The following is a 17575-nucleotide window of genomic DNA, read 5'->3' as shown; positions in this document are numbered from 1 at the left end:
TGACCCGCGTCAGCTGGAGGCGCGGCAAGGTGGGCAACCGCCGTATTCACTATTAACAGGTAATGTGTAATGAGCGAATCCTTCGCTGAACTCTTTGAAGAAAGCTTGAAAACAGTCGAAATGGTACCCGGTAGCATTGTTACCGGTGTGGTCATCGACATAGATAACGAGTGGGTCACCGTTCATGCGGGCTTGAAGTCCGAAGGCGTGATTCCTCGTGCCCAGTTCATGGACTCCGCCGGCAACTGTTCGCTGAGCATCGGTGATGAAGTTCAAGTGGCGCTGGAAACCGTGGAAGACGGTTTCGGTGAAACCAAGCTGTCCCGGGAAAAAGCCAAGCGCGCCGAGTCCTGGAAAGAACTCGAAGCAGCCCACGAGGCCGACGAAGTGGTCAAGGGTGTTATCAATGGCAAGGTCAAGGGTGGCTTTACCGTCGATATCAACACCATTCGCGCCTTCCTGCCCGGCTCGCTGGTGGACGTGCGTCCGGTACGCGATACCGCGCACCTGGAGAACAAGGAACTGGATTTCAAGGTCATCAAGCTGGACCAGAAGCGCAACAACGTGGTGGTTTCCCGCCGTGCGGTGATGGAAGCGGCCAACAGCGTGGAGCGCGAAGCCCTGCTGGAATCCCTGCAGGAAGGCATGTCCGTGAAGGGCATCGTCAAGAACCTCACCGACTACGGCGCGTTCGTGGACCTGGGCGGGGTCGACGGCCTGTTGCACATTACCGATATGGCCTGGAAGCGGATCAAGCACCCCTCCGAAATCGTGGAAGTGGGCCAGGAAATCGACGTCAAAATTCTCAAGTTCGACCGTGAGCGCAACCGCGTCTCGCTGGGCCTCAAGCAGTTGGGCGAAGATCCCTGGGTGGAAATCACCAACCGCTACCCCGAGGGCAGCCGGGTCAAGGCCCGTATCACCAACCTCACCGACTACGGCTGTTTTGCCGAGCTGGAAGAGGGTGTGGAAGGCCTGGTACACGTATCCGAAATGGACTGGACCAACAAGAACGTCCACCCCTCGAAGATCGTCCAGCTGGGCGACGAGGTCGAGGTGATGGTGCTGGATATCGACGAGGAGCGGCGCCGCATCTCGCTGGGTATCAAGCAGTGCCAGCAAAATCCCTGGGATGCGTTTGCGGCCCAGTACAGCAAGGGCGACAAGATCGCCGGCAGCATCAAGTCGATTACCGACTTCGGCATCTTTATCGGCCTGGAAGGCAATATCGACGGCCTGGTGCATCTGTCCGACATCTCCTGGAACGAAGTGGGCGAAGAAGCCGTTCGCAACTACAAGAAGGGCGACGAGATCGAGACTGTGATCCTGTCCATCGACCCCGAGCGCGAGCGTATTTCGCTGGGCATCAAGCAGCTGGAGGATGATGCCTTCTCAAGCTATGTCGCGGACAATGACCGCGGCTCTATCGTCACCGGCGAAGTCATCGAGGTGGATGCCAAGTCGGTCGTGGTGAAGCTGGCCGACGAGGTGGAAGGGGTGCTGAAGGCCTCCGATATCAGCCGCGAGAAAGTCGAGGATGCGCGCAGCCTGTACAAGGTTGGCGATCAGGTCGAAGCCAAGATCATTGCGGTCGATCGCAAGAATCGTGGTCTGGCCCTGTCGATCAAGGCCAAGGACTACGACGATGAAAAGGACGCAGTGAAGTCCCTGAAAGACAAGGAGGAGAGCTCTTCTCCGGGTACTATCGGTGACCTGATCAAGGCGCAGATGGCGGACAAATAACCGCTGCGCGGGCCGCCGGCCCGCGCGGCTCAGGCCAGCTGCCTGTGCCGCACTCCTTAAAGGCTCACTTCGGTGGGCCTTTTTTCGTTAAAAAATAACAACTTGCGCAATTCATCCTCGGCAGTCACAATATTGTCGACCCGGGGCACTGCGGCCTGTGACCCTCTCTGGATGGAGGTACCATGACCAAAAGCGAACTGATTGAGGCGATTGCGGCCAGGCAGGTTCAACTGTCGCTGAAAGATGTGGAGTTGGCGGTCAAGACCATCCTTGAGCACATGTCCGAAGCACTCTCCAGCGGTGAACGGATAGAGATTCGCGGCTTTGGCAGTTTTTCCCTGCACTACCGCGAGCCCCGCCGCGGCCGCAACCCCAAGACCGGTGACACGGTGGATCTGACGGGCAAGTACGTCCCGCACTTCAAGCCCGGCAAGGAATTGCGCGAGCGCGTCAATCTGGGCTTGCAGGCGGGCCTCTGAGTGTACCGGTCCGTGCCCTGAGTCACGGGCCGGGAACGAGCTTCATCTGCCGCCGTATTACCGACGATAATGGACCTGCTTATGAACTGGTTGCGCAAACTTCTTTCCGTCCTGGTTCTGCTGGTGATGCTCGCCGCCGGTGTGCTGTTTGCGCTGCAGAATCGGGAGCCGATCGCGCTGGACCTGTTGGTATACACCTTTGCCCCGCGCAGTCTGGCGCTGTGGATACTGCTGGCGCTGGCGCTGGGCGGTGTGCTGGGCCTGTTGGCGTCCAGCGTGATCATCCTGCGGCTGCGGGCCGGACTCGGTGTAGCCAATCGCAAGCTGGAGAAATCCCGGCTGGAACTGGACCGCCTGCGGCTGGCCGGAATCAAAGATGGTGAATGAGCTGCTGATGTTCGCGCTGCTGTTTGCCGCCATCGGTATCGGCTGGTGGCTGGGACGGCGCAGCGCTACGGCTGCCGGGCCGGATTTGCCCGGCCAGTACTACAAAGGTCTCAACTATCTGCTGGACGGCCGTCCCGATGGTGCGGTGGACGCCTTCATCAATGCGCTGGAAGTCAACAGCGAAACCCTGGAAACCCACATCGCACTGGGCAATCTGCTGCGCAAGCGTGGCGAAGTGGACCGGGCGATCCGCATTCACCAGAATTTGCTGGCCAGGCCCAGTCTGCCCCGGCCCCAGGTACACCAGGCCCATCTGGAGCTGGCCAGGGATTATATCAGCGCGGGACTGTTTGACCGGGCCGAACGTTTACTGCGGGACCTGGTGAAGGATTCTCCCGAGCAGCGCCGCGCCAGCCAGCGCCACCTGCTGGAAATCTTCCAGAGTGAGCGCGATTGGGCGCAGGCCATCGAAGTGGCCACCGCGTTGCTGCCGCGCAAGTCCCTGCTGGGTGCTCCCGCCGCCGTGGCGCGCGGTGCCAGTGCGCAGCCGGTTGCGGTGGCGCTGGCTCACTACCACTGCGAGCTGGCCAACGAGCTGTTGGCGCAGGGCAATGTCAGCGATGCCCACGCGCAACTGCTGCAGGCCCTGGCCAAGGACCGGCAGTGTGTGCGCGCTTCCATCATGCTGGGGCAGGTTGAGTACCAGAGTGGCCACTACAAGCAGGCGGTCAAGGCCCTGCGCAAGGTGCGCCAGCAGGATCCGGACTATATTCCCGAAACCATACCGACCCTGCGCGACTGCTATCGCGAGCTGGGCGATCAGCGTGCCCTGCGCCAGTATCTGGAGGAATGCCTGCAGGCCAACCCCACCGCACCGCTGGTGTTGGCCGTGGCGGATGACCTGCGCGAGACCGACGGTGACGAAGCGGCAGTAAGCTTCCTGTCCGAGCAGTTGGCGCGCTATCCTTCCCTGCGCGGCCTGTCACGGCTGATCGGCCTGCAGATGCAGAATACCGAGGGCAGTATCAGGAACAACCTGACCCTGCTGGAGCTGCTGGTGGACAGGCTGATCGCGGAGCGCCCCACCTACCGTTGCGGCCACTGTGGCTTTGCCGGCCGCCAGCTGCACTGGTTCTGCCCCGGCTGCAAGCACTGGGGCACCGTCAAATCGATACGTGGCAACCGCGTCGACTGAGCTTTGCCGCCCCTTGTTTGAGGACATACTATGCAATCGCCTGTGCTGGTAGCACTGGATTACGCCGGCGAAGCGCCGGCCCTGGCCCTGGCCGAACAGCTGGCGCCCGAACAGTGTCGCCTCAAGGTCGGCAAGGAACTGTTCACCCGCTGCGGTCCCGGCCTGGTGCGACGGTTGCAGGACATGGGCTTCGAGATCTTTCTCGACCTCAAGTTTCACGATATCCCCAACACCGTGGCCGGTGCAGTGCGGGCAGCGGCGGATCTCGGTGTCTGGATGGTCAACGTCCACGCCGGTGGGGGCGGCGCATGATGGAGGCCGCGGCAGAGGCGCTGCAGGGGGTCGGGAGCCCGCCATTGCTGATCGCGGTGACCGTATTGACCAGTCTGTCCGATGCCGACCTGGCCGAGCTGGGCTATGCCGAAACCGTCGCCCAGCGGGTCCAGCGGCTGGCACTGCTGGCGGCGGCCAGCGGCGTGCAGGGAGTGGTGTGCTCGGCACTGGAGACGCCGATGCTGCGCGAGGCCTGTGGCGACGGTTTTTGCCTGGTGACACCGGGCATCCGGCTGGCGGGGGATGCCGCCGCCGATCAGCGCCGGGTGGTGACACCCGCCGCTGCGCGGGAGTTGGGCGCCGATTACCTGGTAATCGGCCGCTCCATTACCGCGGCCGCCGACCCGGGGGCTGCGCTGCGGCAGGTACACGCGGAACTCGCGGCCGCAACATGATCATATGCGGCCGCGGGTCTGGCCCGGACTTGCGGGTCTGCTAAACTCACTCCCGATACGGATGCGCAGGGATGCCGCCTCGTAAAGGGAGATTACGCCATGAAAAAATCCGATGTACCCGTTTGTTTGACCGGCCGCCTGCGGCCGCAACCCTCGCCGTCCGGCGCCGGTTGCGGTCCGTGGACGGCACTGCTGATATGCCTGATGCTGGCGTTTGGCTCCGGCACCGCCGCGGCCCAGGACGGTGCCGGGGAGGTCACCGCGATGGCGGCCGCCGAGACCGTCAACATCAATGCCGCCGACGCCGATACCCTGGCCAGCCGCCTGCAGGGTATAGGCATGTCCAGGGCCCAGGAGATCATTCGTTACCGCGAAGCCTATGGGCCCTTCAGTTCTGTTGAAGAACTGGCCGATGTCAAGGGCATCGGACAGGCGACGCTGGACAAGAACCGCGTGTTAATTACACTGGAATAGGCTCGCGGCATCCGTATCATAGGGGCTTCGGCCCCTTTTCTCTGTCTGTAGCCCGGCTGCAAGCCTTCGCGACGGGAACCGGGATGTATTGCAGTTCCATCGCAAGAGGTCAGCTTGAAAGCACTGGTCACCGGCGCCACCGGATTCATTGGTCGCGAACTCTGCCGGCAGCTGACGCTGCGCGAAGACACCGTGCTGCCCCTGAGCTGCCGGGGAGAGCCGCTGGCCGACGGCCGGGCCACGACCGCCGTGGACCTGCGTCAGGCCCTGCCCGAACCGTCGCTGTTGAGCGGCGTCGACGTCGTCTACCACCTGGCAGGTATTGCTCATCAGCGGGCCGCGCCGGCTGCGTACACGGAACTCAATGAGCGCGCGACCCTGGCGCTGGCAGCGGCCGCCGAGGCTGCCGGCGTGAGTTGCTTCGTGTTCCTCAGTTCCGTCAAGGCCATGGGCGCCGGCTCCGGCAGTGCGCCCCGTGCCGAGCAGGATGCAGTGCCACCGGAGGACCCCTACGGCCGCTCCAAGTGGGAGGCGGAATGCGGGCTGCGGCGGCGCTTCGCCCGCAGTGCGATGCGCGTTGTGATTCTGCGCCCGGCATTGGTGTACGGCCCTGAACCGAAAGGCAACCTGCGATTGCTGCTGTGGGCGGCGCGGCTGGGACTGCCGGGGCCGCCCATCGCTGGTGGGCGTTCGATGGTCGGGGTAGCGGACCTGGCGGCGCTGATGAGCTGCCTGCCGGAGCAGGTCGACGCCGGTGTACACAGCTGGATAGTCACTGACGGTCAGAGCTATACCACCGCGCAGCTGTACCAGCTGCTGCGCGCTGCGCTGGGCCGGCCGGGTCCGGGCCGCCAGGCGCCGCTGTGGTGTTGGCGGCTATTGGCGCGCATCCTGGACGGCGTATCGCGGCAGCCGGCCGGCAGTAGTTTCGACAAGCTGTTCGCAACCGAGCTGTATTGTAACGCGGCCCTGCTGGCGGCCACCCGTTGGCGGCCGCAACAGAGCCTGGCAACGGTCGCGGGGGAGTTGGCAGGGCCGCGGGGAAGGGCGGGATGATACTGTCCCTGCTCGCCGCAGCACTGCTGTCGACCCTGTTCTGTGGCCTGTATCTGCTGCTCGCCCGGCGCAGGCGCTGGCTGGACCAGCCCAGCCAGCGCAGCTCGCATGCAGCACCGGTTCCTCATGGCGGCGGTACCGGCATCATGCTGGCGCTGGTGGTGGCCGGTGCGCTGGCCCAACTGCAGGGAGTCGACTGGGACAGTATCGTCTGGCTGTTGTTGGCTTTGGCGCTGGTGCTGAGCGCCACGGGAGTGCTGGATGACCTGATGGACCTGCCGGTGTGGCTGCGCTTTGCCGTCTACGGCAGTTGCTGCCTGGTGCTGGTAATGGTGCTGCCCCTGCCGCCGCTGCTGTCCAGCCTCTGGTTGCCGGCCTGGTTGTGGTGGCCGCTGGCCGCCATTGGTCTGCTGTGGTTGCTGAACCTGTACAACTTCATGGATGGCATCGACGGTATCGCGGCGCTCCAGGCGGTGCTGGCCTGCAGCGCGGCAGCGGGGCTCGCGGCCTTGTCCGGGGCAGTGGATTATGCGCTGCTGTGCCTGTTGCTGGCGCTGTGCCAATTGGGTTTTCTGGTGTGGAACTGGCCACCGGCGAAGCTGTTCATGGGTGACGCAGGCAGCGTTCCCACCGGCTTCCTGGTGGGAGGGCTGGCTCTCTACGGCGCCTCACTCGAAGCCGTGCCGCTGGCCTGCTGGCTGGTACTGCTGGCGGTATTCATCACCGATGCCAGCTGGACCCTCATGGAACGCTGGCGCCGCGGCGACAACCTGATTCATGCCCACCGCCAGCATGGCTACCAGCGCCTGTCCCGGCACTGGCGTTCCCACCTTCGGGTCGACCTGTTGTTCCTGATGCTGCACGCGCTTTGGTTGTTGCCGCTGGCATGGACGATCTGGATGTGGCCAAAATTCCAGATTTTATTTGTTATTTTGGCATATGTTCCGCTTCTGCTCGGCATGGCGCGGCTGCGCCGTTTGCCGTAGTATGCGAACTCCGGGTTGCACCTGAAGCAACATTCCTTGCAGGCCCGTCATCACCATCCGGAATGGGAGGAGATTTGCTAAATCGGCTTGGCGATTGTGTGCTGCAAGCGATTTCCGGAGTGCTGGGAAGCCTGCGCGATGCATTGGGTAAACTGGTAGAGCTGCCGCGCAATATCAAGCAGGCCCTGTTGCTGGTTCTCGATATGGTGTTTGTCATCGCGGCAATATGGGCCGCGGTTGCACTGCGGCAGGGCACTGTCGGGGTGGGATTCGGCCCGGTCGAAATCTTCTGTGTTGCCTTCACTGTCATAGTTTCCGCGATCATCTTTCTGCGCCTGGGGCTGTACCGCGCGGTTATCCGCTTCATGGGCCAACAGGCCATATGGGCCGTCATTACCGCGGTCAGTTACTCGACGCTGGTGCTGGCCGCGGCGGTATTTCTCAGCCAGGCCCATGTGCCTCGCGCCATGCCTTTCATTTACTGGGGGATTGCGCTGCTGCTGATCGGTGGTAGCCGGCTTGTCGCCCGCGCCTATTATCAGGCCAAGCTGCGCTCCCTGTCCCGCAACGTCATTATCTATGGGGCCGGTGAGTCAGGCCGTCAGCTGCTCACCGCCTTGCATCACGGCGACCAGTACCGGGCGGTGGTATTCGTCGATGACGATCCGCGCCTGCAGCACTCGGTGATCAACGGCCTGCAGGTGGCCCGGCCGGAAGAAATCAAGCGCCTGATCGGTGAACACAATATTACCCAGGTGTTGTTGGCCATTCCCTCGGCGTCGCCGGAACGGCGCCGGGAAATCATCAACTCCCTGGTCGGGCTACCGGTACATGTGCGCACGGTACCCAAGATCAACGAGCTGGTGGCCGGTCGTGCCAGTGTCAACCAGATCCAGGACATCGATCTCGACGACCTGCTGGGGCGCGACCCGGTGCCTCCCCATCCGGAACTCATTGACCGCTGTATCACCGACAAGGTCGTCATGGTGACCGGTGCCGGCGGCTCCATCGGTTCCGAACTCTGTCGCCAGATTCTCACCTCCGGCCCGCGCGAGCTGCTGCTGCTGGACAACTCCGAGTACGCCCTGTACCGGATTGAGCGCGAGCTGCGCGACCTCAAGCAGGCCACCGGTTCCACCCTAGAGATTGTTGCGCTGCTCGGCTCGGTGCAGGACCAGCGGCGCCTGGAAACGGTATACAGCACCTTTGTGGTGCAGACGGTGTATCACGCCGCGGCCTACAAGCATGTGCCGATCGTCGAGTACAACGTGGCCGAGGGCGTCGCCAACAATGTATTCGGCACCTGGTATGCCGCCGAGGCGGCCCGCAAGGCGGGGGTGGAAACCTTTGTGCTGGTGTCCACCGACAAGGCGGTACGGCCGACCAATGTCATGGGTGCCTCCAAGCGTTTCGCCGAGATGGTGCTGCAGGGGCTGGCCCAGCGCGATACCCGTACCCGCTTCTGCATGGTACGGTTTGGCAACGTGCTGGGGTCCTCGGGTTCGGTGGTGCCATTGTTCCGGGAACAGATAGCCACCGGCGGCCCCGTGACTGTTACCCATCCGGAAGTGTCGCGCTATTTCATGAGTATCCAGGAAGCTGCCCAACTGGTGCTGCAGGCCGGTGCCATGGGCACCGGTGGCGATGTGTTCGTGCTGGACATGGGCGAACCGGTGCGCATCATCGAGCTGGCGCGGCGGATGATCAGGCTCAGCGGTTACGAGATGCAGCTGGACAGCCATGCCCAGGATCATATCCAGATCGAATTCATCGGCCTGCGTCCCGGCGAAAAACTGCGTGAAGAACTGCTGCTGGGCAGTGATGTGACCGGCACCGGGCACCCGATGATCATGCGCGCCGAGGAAGAGTGTCTCTCCTACAGCCAGATCCACCGTCACCTGACCGACCTGATGCACTACTGCGATACCATGGATTGCGCCGGCATCACCTCAGTGCTCAATGCCGCTGTCAGTGGCTTTGGCAGTCACGAGGTGCGTCACGACCATGTATGGCGCAAGCAGGGCATGGTGGGGCGCGCCACCGTGCCCAAGGCCAAGCCCAAAACCCTGCCCTCCGCAGCGTCCTCCCATTCCAATGTCCAGGAACTGTTCCCGGACAAGTCCTGATCTGCCTGCCTCGGAATTTTCATGCTGAACTACGATGTCTTCAACGGTGACGCTGACGGGATCTGTGCACTGGTCCAGCTGCGCCTGGCCGAGCCTCGCGACGCCAAGCTGATTACCGGCGTCAAACGCGATATCGACCTGCTCCGGCGTGTGCAGGCACAGCCGGGCTCACAGGTGACGGTGCTGGACGTGTCGCTGGACAGGAATCGGGCCGATCTCGAACGCATCCTGGCCGAGGGTGCCACCGTCTTCTACTCCGACCACCATTACGCGGGCGATATTCCGCAGCATCCCCAACTGCAGACGCTGATCAATCCGGCGGCGGATGTCTGCACCAGCCTGTTGCTCAACAATCATCTGCACGGTGCATACCGTGCCTGGGCGGTGGTCGGCACCTTCGGCGACAACCTGAAGGACAGTGCAGCCCGTATCGCGAAGCCACTGGGGCTGGATCAGGCGGCGCTGGAGCAACTGGAAAAGCTCGGTATCTACATCAACTACAATGGCTATGGGGCCCGGCTGGAGGATTTGCACTTCGCCCCCGGACTGCTGTATCAGCGGCTGAGCCACTATGCCGACCCATTTGTTTTCATGCGCGAGGACAGGGAAGACTTCCAGCACCTGGAGCACGGATATCGAGAGGACATGGCCGCCGCAGCCGCGCTGGTCCCCGAGCACCTTGACGCGGCGACGGCGGTGTATGTGCTGCCGGACGCCGCCTGGGCGCGGCGGGTCAGCGGTGTGTTCAGCAACGATCTCGCCAATGCGGATCCCGGGCGCGGCCACGCCGTCATCACCGCCAGGCCCGACGGCGACTACCTGGTGAGCGTACGCGCGCCGCTGAGCAACAAGACCGGGGCCGATGTACTGTGCCGGGAGTTTCCCACCGGCGGAGGCCGTGCGGCCGCGGCCGGCATCAATGCCCTGCCAGCCACCGAACTGCGGACCTTCATAGACCGTTTCGCCGCCTTTTACGCCTGACGGGTACTAGGAATGGCACTTACTTAAGGGCTACTTCGGTGTGAGGGCGCTGCTTCCGGAGAGTGCTTTCGAGACCGTTTGCCGCATGGAGGCGGCAACCGAGCCCCCATGGAGGGGTTGACGGCGTGTCTCGAAAGCACTCTCCGGAAGTAGTGACCGGATTATTGGCACCCAATCGCCAATGTTAGTGCCAGTGGTATTAGGAGCCCGATGATGGACTGGGACGATATCAAGGTAATGCTGGCCCTGTGCCGCGGTGGCTCGGCGCGCGCCGCGGCGCAGCAGCTCGGGGTCAGCAACTCAACAGTCACGCGACGGCTCGATCAGCTGGAGCGCGCGCTGCAGACCCACCTGTTCGACCGGACGCCCGACGGCTATCGCATGACGGCGGCTGCGGAACAGCTCTTGCCTGTCGCCGAGCACGTCGAGGAGCTGGTGCTGGCTGCCGAGCGCCAGCTGACCGGTGGCGATCAAAACCTGCAGGGTAGTATTCGCCTCACGATGCCGGAGGGGGTGGACTTCCTGATGGCGCGACTGGCGCGTTTCGCCGCCGACTATCCCGGTATCGAGCTGGAGCTGATGCCCAGTTTCGACACCCTGGATCTGAGCCGGCGGGAAGCAGACATTGCCATCCGGGTCATGGCCGCCGGAACACGCCCGCCGGAATACCTGATCGGACGCCACGTGGCCACCCTCAGCGCCTCCACCTATGTGCATCGCGCATTGCTGAACCCGGAGCACCCGCGGATGTCAGTCACCTTGACTGGATCGGCAAGCACCCGGCGGGACAACGGGAGGAATGGCTGGCGCACACCCGGCACCCGCTGCAACCGGTGCGGCACGCGATACGTGACTACCGGTTGCTGTACAGGGCGGTGCAGTGCCGCATGGGCATGGCCTATATGCCGTGCTACCTGGCCGATCGCGACCCCAAGATAGTGCGGGTGCCGGATGCCCCCATCGTCCACCAGGCCGATATCTGGGTGCTGACCCACAAGGACCTGCGCCTGAGTGCCCGCATGCGGGTGCTGCGGGAGGTCATCGCCGGCGAATTCGAAAGAATCCGACCCGTCCTGGATACCCGGCCGCGGCCGTGAGAGCGTTCACGCTGCACCAGGCAAACCGTTTATAGCACCACAGCCTGCTCAGCTGTGCTTGATGCCCCGGTAACGGCGATGCGCATCGCCTCTTCAACGGAGATGTCGACGTGTTGTACGCTGGAGACCGGCACGTAGACTGTATAGCCGCCGAGCTGATAGCTCATCGGCAGGTAGACGCCGATAATCTCCTCCCCACCGGTCGGCATCAGTCTGGGAGCGATATTGCGCCCGGTGATAAAGCCGATCAGCTGCATACCAGGCTGGACTTCGACCATTACCACCGAATCGGCAGACTTGTCGCGGGTGATGCTGAGCGCCCGCAGCACGTCCTGAATGGCGCCGTACACCGATTTGACCAGCGGTATCCGGCTCATCAGGGAGTCTCCCAGACGCAGCAGGTGCTGCACTACGTAGCCGTCGACCAACATCCCCACCAGGATCAGCACCAACAGCGCTGACAGTAGCCCCAGCCCCTGGAAATACCAGTCGTCGTCGGGCAGCACGGCGCGGATTGCGAGGCTGGCCACGGCCTCCATGCTGAGCAGCAGCCAGTAGATCAGGTAGACCGTCAGGGCCACTGGCAGTACAGCGACCAGGCCCTGCAAGGCATAGGATGCCAGGCGTTTCATGGTGTTTTCCTTCGTTGTCCCTGTGTTGCCGAAACAGTGTACCGCAGCGGCCGGCGGCGGGGACGGAAAACAGCGCCGCAAAAGCCGGTTAAGGGCGTGTGGTTCGTGTCCGACATGTCCAAAAATGCAGCAGTCGTGAGCATTTGTGGATATTATGGAAATTTCTGGGCAGGGTTATGCTTCCCTCCGCTTGAGCCCAAAGGAGGGAATGACATGAAAGCGATAGCAGCATTAACAACAGCCCTGGTGGTCGCGGGCAGTGCCCTGGCGGCGCAAGCCGCGAGGGACGACAGCCGGCATCTGGTATTGTGCAAGTCCGAGGTGGAGACCGCATTGGGTGAGGGTAGCCGCAGCAAACTGCTGACAATCAAGCGGCGTCGCGGGCCGGATGAGTTGCGGCTCAAGGTAGTGCCGGAGCAGGGCGGCAGCATGGTGGTGCGCTGCTCGGTCAGCGACGGCAGGGTGCAGTTGTTTGACCGTGACGGTGTCGCACTGAACCTGCGCGGGGCCGGCGGCCGCGAGGCGGTCTCCCTGACCGACTGAAGGTTGGCGCCAGGTCCGGCACTGAAGCTGATTACAGCCGCCATTGGCGGCTGCGTTTTTGTGGGACACTCGAATGGAGCTTGCTTAGGAGATTTAGGTGCCAGTAATCCGGTCGCTACTTCCGGAGTGTACTTTCGAGACACGCCGTAAACCCGTCCGTGGGGGCTCGGATGCGACATCCATGTCGCATACGGTCTCGAAAGTACACTCCGGAAGCAGCGCCCTCACATCGAAGCAAGCGCTAAGTAAGTGCGATTCGAACATTAGTCCTCGACGTGATCGACGTCCATCTGCCCGGTCAGGCGGCGGCGGAGATGGGACCAGGACATGCCGACAGCCAGCAGTACCGACAACAGCACCAGCGTGAGCCAGGCCACCATTCCCGGTGATTCCAGGCGCAGCCAGCCCAGATCCACGAACAGCCAGATGATGGCGGCGAACAGTGCGGCACCCAGGATGATGCCCAGCCAGCCCATGGACAGAAACGTGGCACGCAGATAGATGATCCAGCCGATCAGCAGGATCAGACCGACGATCGCAATCAGTGGCTCAAAGTGAAATCCTCCGTTGAACATCCAGTCCACGTAGGAATAATCGGTGGGGTTCCAGGTACCGAACACCAGTACTCCCGCAAACAACAGCCGCAGCAGAAAACTTCCCATGTCGAAGGTGTAGGCCATACGTATTACCTGCAGAATTTGGCTTAACGCTAAAGTATTCCGGCTGACCAGGCAAGCATCCCGTGCCGTGGCGGCCGCGCCGCTCAGGGTGCAAGTGGCGGCGAGGGCCTGTCCCGTTGCGCCAGCAGCAGCTCGATGAATTGCTCGGCGGGCAACGGCCGGGACAGCAGATAGCCCTGGATAAAATCGCAGCCGTTGATGGCGAGAAATTGCTGTTGCAACCCGGTTTCGACGCCCTCGGCGATAGCCTCGAGGCCCAGCGTACTTGCCAGCTCCAGCATGGCCCGCACAATCTGGCTGTCCTTTTCGGAGCGGCCGATCTTGTCGACGAAGACCTTGTCGATTTTGAGGCAGTCTATCGGCATCTGGGTAAGGTAAGTGAAACTGCAAAAGCCGGTGCCAAAGTCGTCAAGTGCAATGCTGAAACCCATCGCATGCAGGCGCTCCAGAATCTGCACCACCTGGTGTGGCTGCTGCATGAGGGCCGATTCAGTGATTTCCAGGCCGATTTGCATCGGACTCAGCCGGTAGCGCTGCAGCATGTCGGCCAACAGGGCCACCAGGTCCTGGTCCTGGAACTGCCTGGCGGAAATGTTGATGTGAATGCATACCACCGGCTGGCCGGTATCCAGCCATTGGCGCAGTTGGCGTCCCACCTCGTCGATCACCCAGGCTCCCAGCGCATTGATCAGGCCGGAACTCTCGGCCAGCGGTATAAACCGCGCCGGGACGACCAGGCCGCCATCGGGCCGCTGCCAGCGCACCAGCGCCTCGGCAGCCACAATCTCGGCGCTGGCCGTCACACAACTGGGCTGGTAGTGCAGCAGCAGCTCCTGTTGTTCGATACCCCGCCGCAGTTTGCTGATGGTGTCCATCCGCTGCACCGCGGAGATGCCAAGATCAGTGGTGGCAAAGCAATAGTGGCCGCTGCCCATGCTCTTTGCCCGGTACATTGCCGTATCGGCACTTTGCAGCAAGTCGTCGCAGCTCTCGCCATTGTCCGGAAACAGACTGATGCCGATACAGCATCCAATAAAACAGTCGCGGCCGTTGCCCAGGGTGTGCCTGACGGCCAGGCTGGCGATGAACTCCTCCGCCTTGGTAGCGGCCGCATCGGCGGAATCGAGGTCCTCGATCAGGCAGATGAACTCGTCGCCGCCCAGCCGGGCCAGGGTATCGGACTTGCGCAGGTTCAGCTGCAAGCGGCGCGCCGCCTCTACCAACACCTCGTCGCCAGCCACGTGGCCGTAGCTGTCGTTGAACGCCTTGAATTCGTCGAGGTCCAGGAACAGGACCGCCAGTTGCTGATCCTTGCGCCTGGCGCGTTCGATCGCGTGCTCCAGTCGGGAGGTCAGCAACAACCGGTTGGGAAGGTTGGTCAGCGAGTCATAGTGGGCCAGATGCAGGAGGTCTTCCCGGAAGCGTTTCTCGGCGCTGATGTCGCGGCAGATCAATACCCGTTTGTGGGTACCTATCGAAGCGCTGTGGACAATGCTGGCGGTGACGGCCAGCGGAATCTGCCGGCCCTCATGGTTGTTGAACAGGATTTCCCCGTGCCAGTGGGCGTGCTCGTCCAGCATATCCATCACATCGCGAAAGCCTGAGTGGTCCGGCTTGCCGGCGGCATCCAGCGCAGCGATTCCCAGGCCCGGCAGCTGGGCTGCGGCAACGCCGCTGATGCGGCTGAAGGCATGATTGGCCGAGACGATGGCATCGTCCTGATCGACAATCAGAATGCCCTCGGACAGCTCTGAGAAGACCGCGGCATACAGGTCGCGCAGCTCCTGTTCACGCGTGGCCTCGGTGACGTCGGTCCAGCAGCCGACCACAGTCAGTTCGTCCTGGTCGTCGCTGATCGCGTCGAACCGCCGGGAGACACTGCGGATCCAGCGGAAGTTGCCGTCGCCATCACGCATTCGGAACAGCACCGAGGCTTCAGCGTCCGGATTGTTTCTGTGCCGCTGCAGCATCGCGCTGAGCTGGTTCAGGTCTGCCGGATGCACTTGTCCCTGCCACCAGCCGGGCTGAAGCACGCTGGCAGCGCGATGACCGAGAATACGCTCCACATTGTCGCTGATCCAGCTTATCCGGACATCCTCGCCGTCGATTGCGAGGGTGTAGGTGATGGTGGGGCTCGCCTCCAGCGTCAACTGCAGGCGGTGTTCCATCGCGCGCCCGAATTCCTGCGCCTCCCGTAGCCGGGTCACGTCGGTAATGGTGCCCACATGACCATTGAAGACGGTATCCGTGTACCGCGGATAGGCGCTGTCTATCAACCAGCGGCTGCCTGACTCGCCGGCGCGCTGCACCGGATATTGCTCCAGAAAGACTTCGCGCTGCCGCAGGGCCGCGGCCCAGGCCGCCTGGACCCGCGCCTGGTGAGAGGTGGCAACCTGTTCAAATGCCTGTTCCCGCAACTGCCCCTGCGCTGCGATGCCGCCCTGGACGGTGGCGGTCTGGTTGGCGAAGTGCAGTCGGCCCTCGTTGTCGGTCTCGTAGACGCCCACCTCCAACAGGCTGAGCCGTTGCAGGTGCTGGTATTCGGCGCGGTCCAGCTCCTGCTGGATGCGGGCGTGCTCCGTCAGTGTCCGCCGCAGCAGTATGCTGAGCAGCAGCCCGGTGAGCACGATGAACAGCCAGCCTTTCAGGGTCTGGTAATCCGAGATATCCGCGACGGTGGCATCGGGAATCAACAACAGCAGCGCGCGGTCGGACAGCAGAATCCAGGCAGCCCCCACTATCAGGTAAATACAGGTGAGCCTGGTGGCGGCCGCGCGGGTCTGTTGTGAATTCATGGGATTTCGTCAGTTCCGGGGTTGGCGGTGGCCAACCACTGAAGCCATGACCTGGAATTGCTGCACAGCTGAACTCCCCCTGACCAGTCGCCCCTGGGGGCCACTGCCGGTACACCTTCGTAGTGTCGCGGCTTTATCTCTGCAGCCTAGTACAGAATTGGCCTTCCGGCTATGGGTCAGACCTGCTATTGCCTACGGCATTTCTGGTCGTGATAGTGGGCAGTTGTGTCCCCGCATGCCGTGGTCCGCCGGGTTACAGCGCCGCTACCCGCAGCTTCTCCCCGTGAAACTCAATGACATCTCCTGCCACAATTTTCTTGCGCCGCTGGGTCTCAACTGCGCCATTGACCATGACCTGCCCATCCCCGATCAGCAGTTTGGCTTCGCCGCCGGTGGCTACCAGGCCCTCGAACTTGAGGATCTTGTAGAGCTCGACGGGCTCTGCGTTGATTTTGACGGTTCTCATTGGTGCCTGCCTAGCTCAGTGGGGTCTCTGTGATGCAGCAACCTGGGCGAACCGAAAGGGCGCTGTCGTGCTGGTAGCCAATGTAACCTCTTTTACTGTCTCTGGATATGGCTCCACCTGCTGGGCGTCAACTATCCCGCCGCAGAGGGACGACACTGTCTGCTTTCTTTACACACCCATTCCACACCGGCGTGCCGTCGGCCCGCCCTGAGCGAAAACATGTATACAGATTAGGCGGTTACGTACGCCGGCACACTTATTGCTGGGTTCAACAGGGGAGCTCCCGGGGGAGGGGGCTTAGACCAATAAATCGGGCAGATACAAGGAAGCCATTCAATGCGATCACATTTACCAGCCACTGCAAACCCACTCACTTTCAATTCACTCACACGTACCTGCCTGATAGCAGCGTCTCTCTTGATTGCGACCGCGAAGACAGCGCATGCCGGCGTCGTCTACAGTGACACCTTCGACACAGACCCGGTCTTGTCGTCCACCCAGGCGGCAGGGACTTACTACACAGATCGGTACGCCCCCAGCGGATTCACCTCTGAATCATTCATGGGTGACAACCGCCTGGCACTGACATTGTCCAGCAGTGACGGAGCGAACAATCGCCCTGCCGGATTTTCGGGCGCCTTCTATAACACCCAGGGCCGCAAGTATGACGTCTTCGGTGCAACTACCATCAGCATCGATATGTACATTGACCAGGCCTTCGAGTCGGACCCAAACCGGGTTGCCGGACTTTGGGGTACGGCTGTAGACTCCGGCAACAATAACATCGTCCAATATCCTATTGTCGAGTTCGCCGGCGGAGCATTCCAGATTTGGGATGGCGGCAGCTTTCAAAGTCTTGGTTTACCGACTGGTTTTAGCTATGGAAGCTTCGCGAATCTGGCGTTTACTATTGATCCGACGACCAACCAGACACATTTCAGCGTCAACGGTAGCCTGACGCAAACGATTGCTGCGAGCGGCTCGGTAGCATTCAGAGAAGTTATTATCCAAGGTTACAATACGGCTGATGGCATCGACCGCACCATCTATTTCGATAATCTTGTCGCCTCCAATACGCAGGACGTACCCGCTCCGGCTACGCTGTCACTGATGGCGTTGTCACTGGTACTTATGGGGTGGACTCGTCGCACCCGGCTTGCCAGGCGCTAACTCCGCCTGACAGCACCCGCCAGGCTTCATTTCCCAG

16 protein-coding genes and 2 pseudogenes are annotated in these 17575 nt (G+C 62.1%); 14 read left to right on the top strand and 4 right to left on the bottom strand.

Translation table 11 applies throughout. The features are described from left to right. Positions 1-69 precede the first annotated feature (69 nt). From rpsA to G3T16_RS22365, 12 genes and pseudogenes are all read left to right on the top strand, one after another. Positions 70-1743 carry a 30S ribosomal protein S1 gene (gene rpsA / locus G3T16_RS03925; protein ID WP_163493918.1) on the top strand — a complete coding sequence of 558 codons (1674 nt, stop codon included), beginning with the start codon at positions 70-72 and terminating at the stop codon, positions 1741-1743. 182 nt (positions 1744-1925) lie between these two features. Next, positions 1926-2222: an integration host factor subunit beta gene (locus G3T16_RS03920; protein WP_163493917.1), complete on the top strand. Its 297-nt coding sequence runs from the start codon at positions 1926-1928 to the stop codon at positions 2220-2222. Positions 2223-2303: 81 nt separating this feature from the next. Continuing rightward, positions 2304-2609 carry a lipopolysaccharide assembly protein LapA domain-containing protein gene (locus G3T16_RS03915; protein WP_163493916.1) on the top strand — a complete coding sequence of 102 codons (306 nt, stop codon included), beginning with the start codon at positions 2304-2306 and terminating at the stop codon, positions 2607-2609. Then, entirely contained in the window at positions 2599-3804 is a 1206-nt protein-coding gene (lapB, locus tag G3T16_RS03910) for a lipopolysaccharide assembly protein LapB (RefSeq protein ID WP_197911878.1), read from the top strand. Before G3T16_RS03915 ends, lapB begins: the two co-directional genes overlap by 11 nt. A gap of 30 nt (positions 3805-3834) precedes the next feature. Next, positions 3835-4532: pseudogene (gene pyrF / locus G3T16_RS03905) on the top strand (orotidine-5'-phosphate decarboxylase). A gap of 99 nt (positions 4533-4631) precedes the next feature. Next, entirely contained in the window at positions 4632-5006 is a 375-nt protein-coding gene (locus G3T16_RS21650; RefSeq protein ID WP_232059257.1) for a ComEA family DNA-binding protein, read from the top strand. Between the two features lie 114 nt (positions 5007-5120). Beyond that, entirely contained in the window at positions 5121-6062 is a 942-nt protein-coding gene (locus G3T16_RS03895) for an NAD-dependent epimerase/dehydratase family protein (RefSeq protein WP_163493915.1), read from the top strand. Continuing rightward, positions 6059-7048 (top strand): MraY family glycosyltransferase, encoded by a 990-nt coding sequence (locus tag G3T16_RS03890; RefSeq protein WP_163493914.1) that lies wholly within the window; start codon positions 6059-6061, stop codon positions 7046-7048. The genes G3T16_RS03895 and G3T16_RS03890 overlap by 4 nt, the downstream gene beginning before the upstream one ends. Positions 7049-7146: 98 nt before the next feature. After that, positions 7147-9174: a nucleoside-diphosphate sugar epimerase/dehydratase gene (locus G3T16_RS03885; RefSeq protein ID WP_232059256.1), complete on the top strand. Its 2028-nt coding sequence runs from the start codon at positions 7147-7149 to the stop codon at positions 9172-9174. Positions 9175-9195: 21 nt separating this feature from the next. Then, entirely contained in the window at positions 9196-10155 is a 960-nt protein-coding gene (locus tag G3T16_RS03880; RefSeq protein ID WP_163493912.1) for a DHH family phosphoesterase, read from the top strand. Between the two features lie 210 nt (positions 10156-10365). Continuing rightward, positions 10366-10782 (top strand): annotated as a pseudogene (locus tag G3T16_RS22370) (LysR family transcriptional regulator); the annotation flags it as partial. A gap of 38 nt (positions 10783-10820) precedes the next feature. Continuing rightward, positions 10821-11252, top strand: coding sequence for a LysR substrate-binding domain-containing protein (locus G3T16_RS22365; RefSeq protein ID WP_332102883.1), 432 nt, complete (start codon positions 10821-10823; stop codon positions 11250-11252). Between the two features lie 29 nt (positions 11253-11281). Here G3T16_RS22365 and G3T16_RS03870 read toward each other — a convergent pair whose 3' ends face one another. Then, entirely contained in the window at positions 11282-11884 is a 603-nt protein-coding gene (locus G3T16_RS03870) for a DUF502 domain-containing protein (protein ID WP_163493911.1), read from the bottom strand. A 213-nt stretch (positions 11885-12097) separates the two neighbouring features. Between G3T16_RS03870 and G3T16_RS03865 the strand changes: the two genes are divergently transcribed. Beyond that, positions 12098-12427 (top strand): hypothetical protein, encoded by a 330-nt coding sequence (locus G3T16_RS03865; RefSeq protein ID WP_163493910.1) that lies wholly within the window; start codon positions 12098-12100, stop codon positions 12425-12427. Between the two features lie 263 nt (positions 12428-12690). On the opposite strand, the gene G3T16_RS03860 is transcribed toward G3T16_RS03865, so the two are convergent. The 3 genes from G3T16_RS03860 to G3T16_RS03850 form a co-directional block, all read right to left on the bottom strand. Beyond that, complete coding sequence (locus G3T16_RS03860) at positions 12691-13107, bottom strand: DUF6524 family protein (protein ID WP_163493909.1); 417 nt, start codon at positions 13105-13107, stop codon at positions 12691-12693. A gap of 83 nt (positions 13108-13190) precedes the next feature. After that, the gene (locus tag G3T16_RS03855; RefSeq protein ID WP_163493908.1) at positions 13191-15902 is read right to left on the bottom strand and encodes a sensor domain-containing protein; all 2712 of its coding nucleotides are present in this window, start codon (positions 15900-15902) and stop codon (positions 13191-13193) included. A 253-nt stretch (positions 15903-16155) separates the two neighbouring features. Then, positions 16156-16368 (bottom strand): RNA-binding S4 domain-containing protein, encoded by a 213-nt coding sequence (locus G3T16_RS03850; protein WP_163493907.1) that lies wholly within the window; start codon positions 16366-16368, stop codon positions 16156-16158. Between the two features lie 417 nt (positions 16369-16785). Between G3T16_RS03850 and G3T16_RS03845 the strand changes: the two genes are divergently transcribed. Then, the gene (locus G3T16_RS03845; RefSeq protein ID WP_163493906.1) at positions 16786-17538 is read left to right on the top strand and encodes a PEP-CTERM sorting domain-containing protein; all 753 of its coding nucleotides are present in this window, start codon (positions 16786-16788) and stop codon (positions 17536-17538) included. Positions 17539-17575 lie beyond the last annotated feature (37 nt).

It is taken from the genome of Kineobactrum salinum (assembly GCF_010669285.1).
Taxonomy (GTDB): Bacteria; Pseudomonadota; Gammaproteobacteria; order Pseudomonadales; family Halieaceae; genus Kineobactrum; species Kineobactrum salinum.
Note: the sequence above shows the minus strand (reverse complement) of the source record. Positions and strands in the feature narration are given on the sequence as shown.

Excerpts from the sequence above, each read along its gene's own strand:
- G3T16_RS03860 (WP_163493909.1), bottom strand. The coding sequence starts at position 13,107 with ATGGCCTACACCTTCGACATGGGAAGTTTTCTGCTGCGGCTGTTGTTT.
- rpsA (WP_163493918.1), top strand. The coding sequence starts at position 70 with ATGAGCGAATCCTTCGCTGAACTCTTTGAAGAAAGCTTGAAAACAGTC.
- G3T16_RS03920 (WP_163493917.1), top strand. The coding sequence starts at position 1,926 with ATGACCAAAAGCGAACTGATTGAGGCGATTGCGGCCAGGCAGGTTCAA.
- G3T16_RS03870 (WP_163493911.1), bottom strand. The coding sequence starts at position 11,884 with ATGAAACGCCTGGCATCCTATGCCTTGCAGGGCCTGGTCGCTGTACTG.
- G3T16_RS21650 (WP_232059257.1), top strand. The coding sequence starts at position 4,632 with ATGAAAAAATCCGATGTACCCGTTTGTTTGACCGGCCGCCTGCGGCCG.
- G3T16_RS03880 (WP_163493912.1), top strand. The coding sequence starts at position 9,196 with ATGCTGAACTACGATGTCTTCAACGGTGACGCTGACGGGATCTGTGCA.
- G3T16_RS03850 (WP_163493907.1), bottom strand. The coding sequence starts at position 16,368 with ATGAGAACCGTCAAAATCAACGCAGAGCCCGTCGAGCTCTACAAGATC.
- G3T16_RS03890 (WP_163493914.1), top strand. The coding sequence starts at position 6,059 with ATGATACTGTCCCTGCTCGCCGCAGCACTGCTGTCGACCCTGTTCTGT.
- lapB (WP_197911878.1), top strand. The coding sequence starts at position 2,599 with ATGGTGAATGAGCTGCTGATGTTCGCGCTGCTGTTTGCCGCCATCGGT.
- G3T16_RS03915 (WP_163493916.1), top strand. The coding sequence starts at position 2,304 with ATGAACTGGTTGCGCAAACTTCTTTCCGTCCTGGTTCTGCTGGTGATG.
- G3T16_RS03865 (WP_163493910.1), top strand. The coding sequence starts at position 12,098 with ATGAAAGCGATAGCAGCATTAACAACAGCCCTGGTGGTCGCGGGCAGT.
- G3T16_RS03855 (WP_163493908.1), bottom strand. The coding sequence starts at position 15,902 with ATGAATTCACAACAGACCCGCGCGGCCGCCACCAGGCTCACCTGTATT.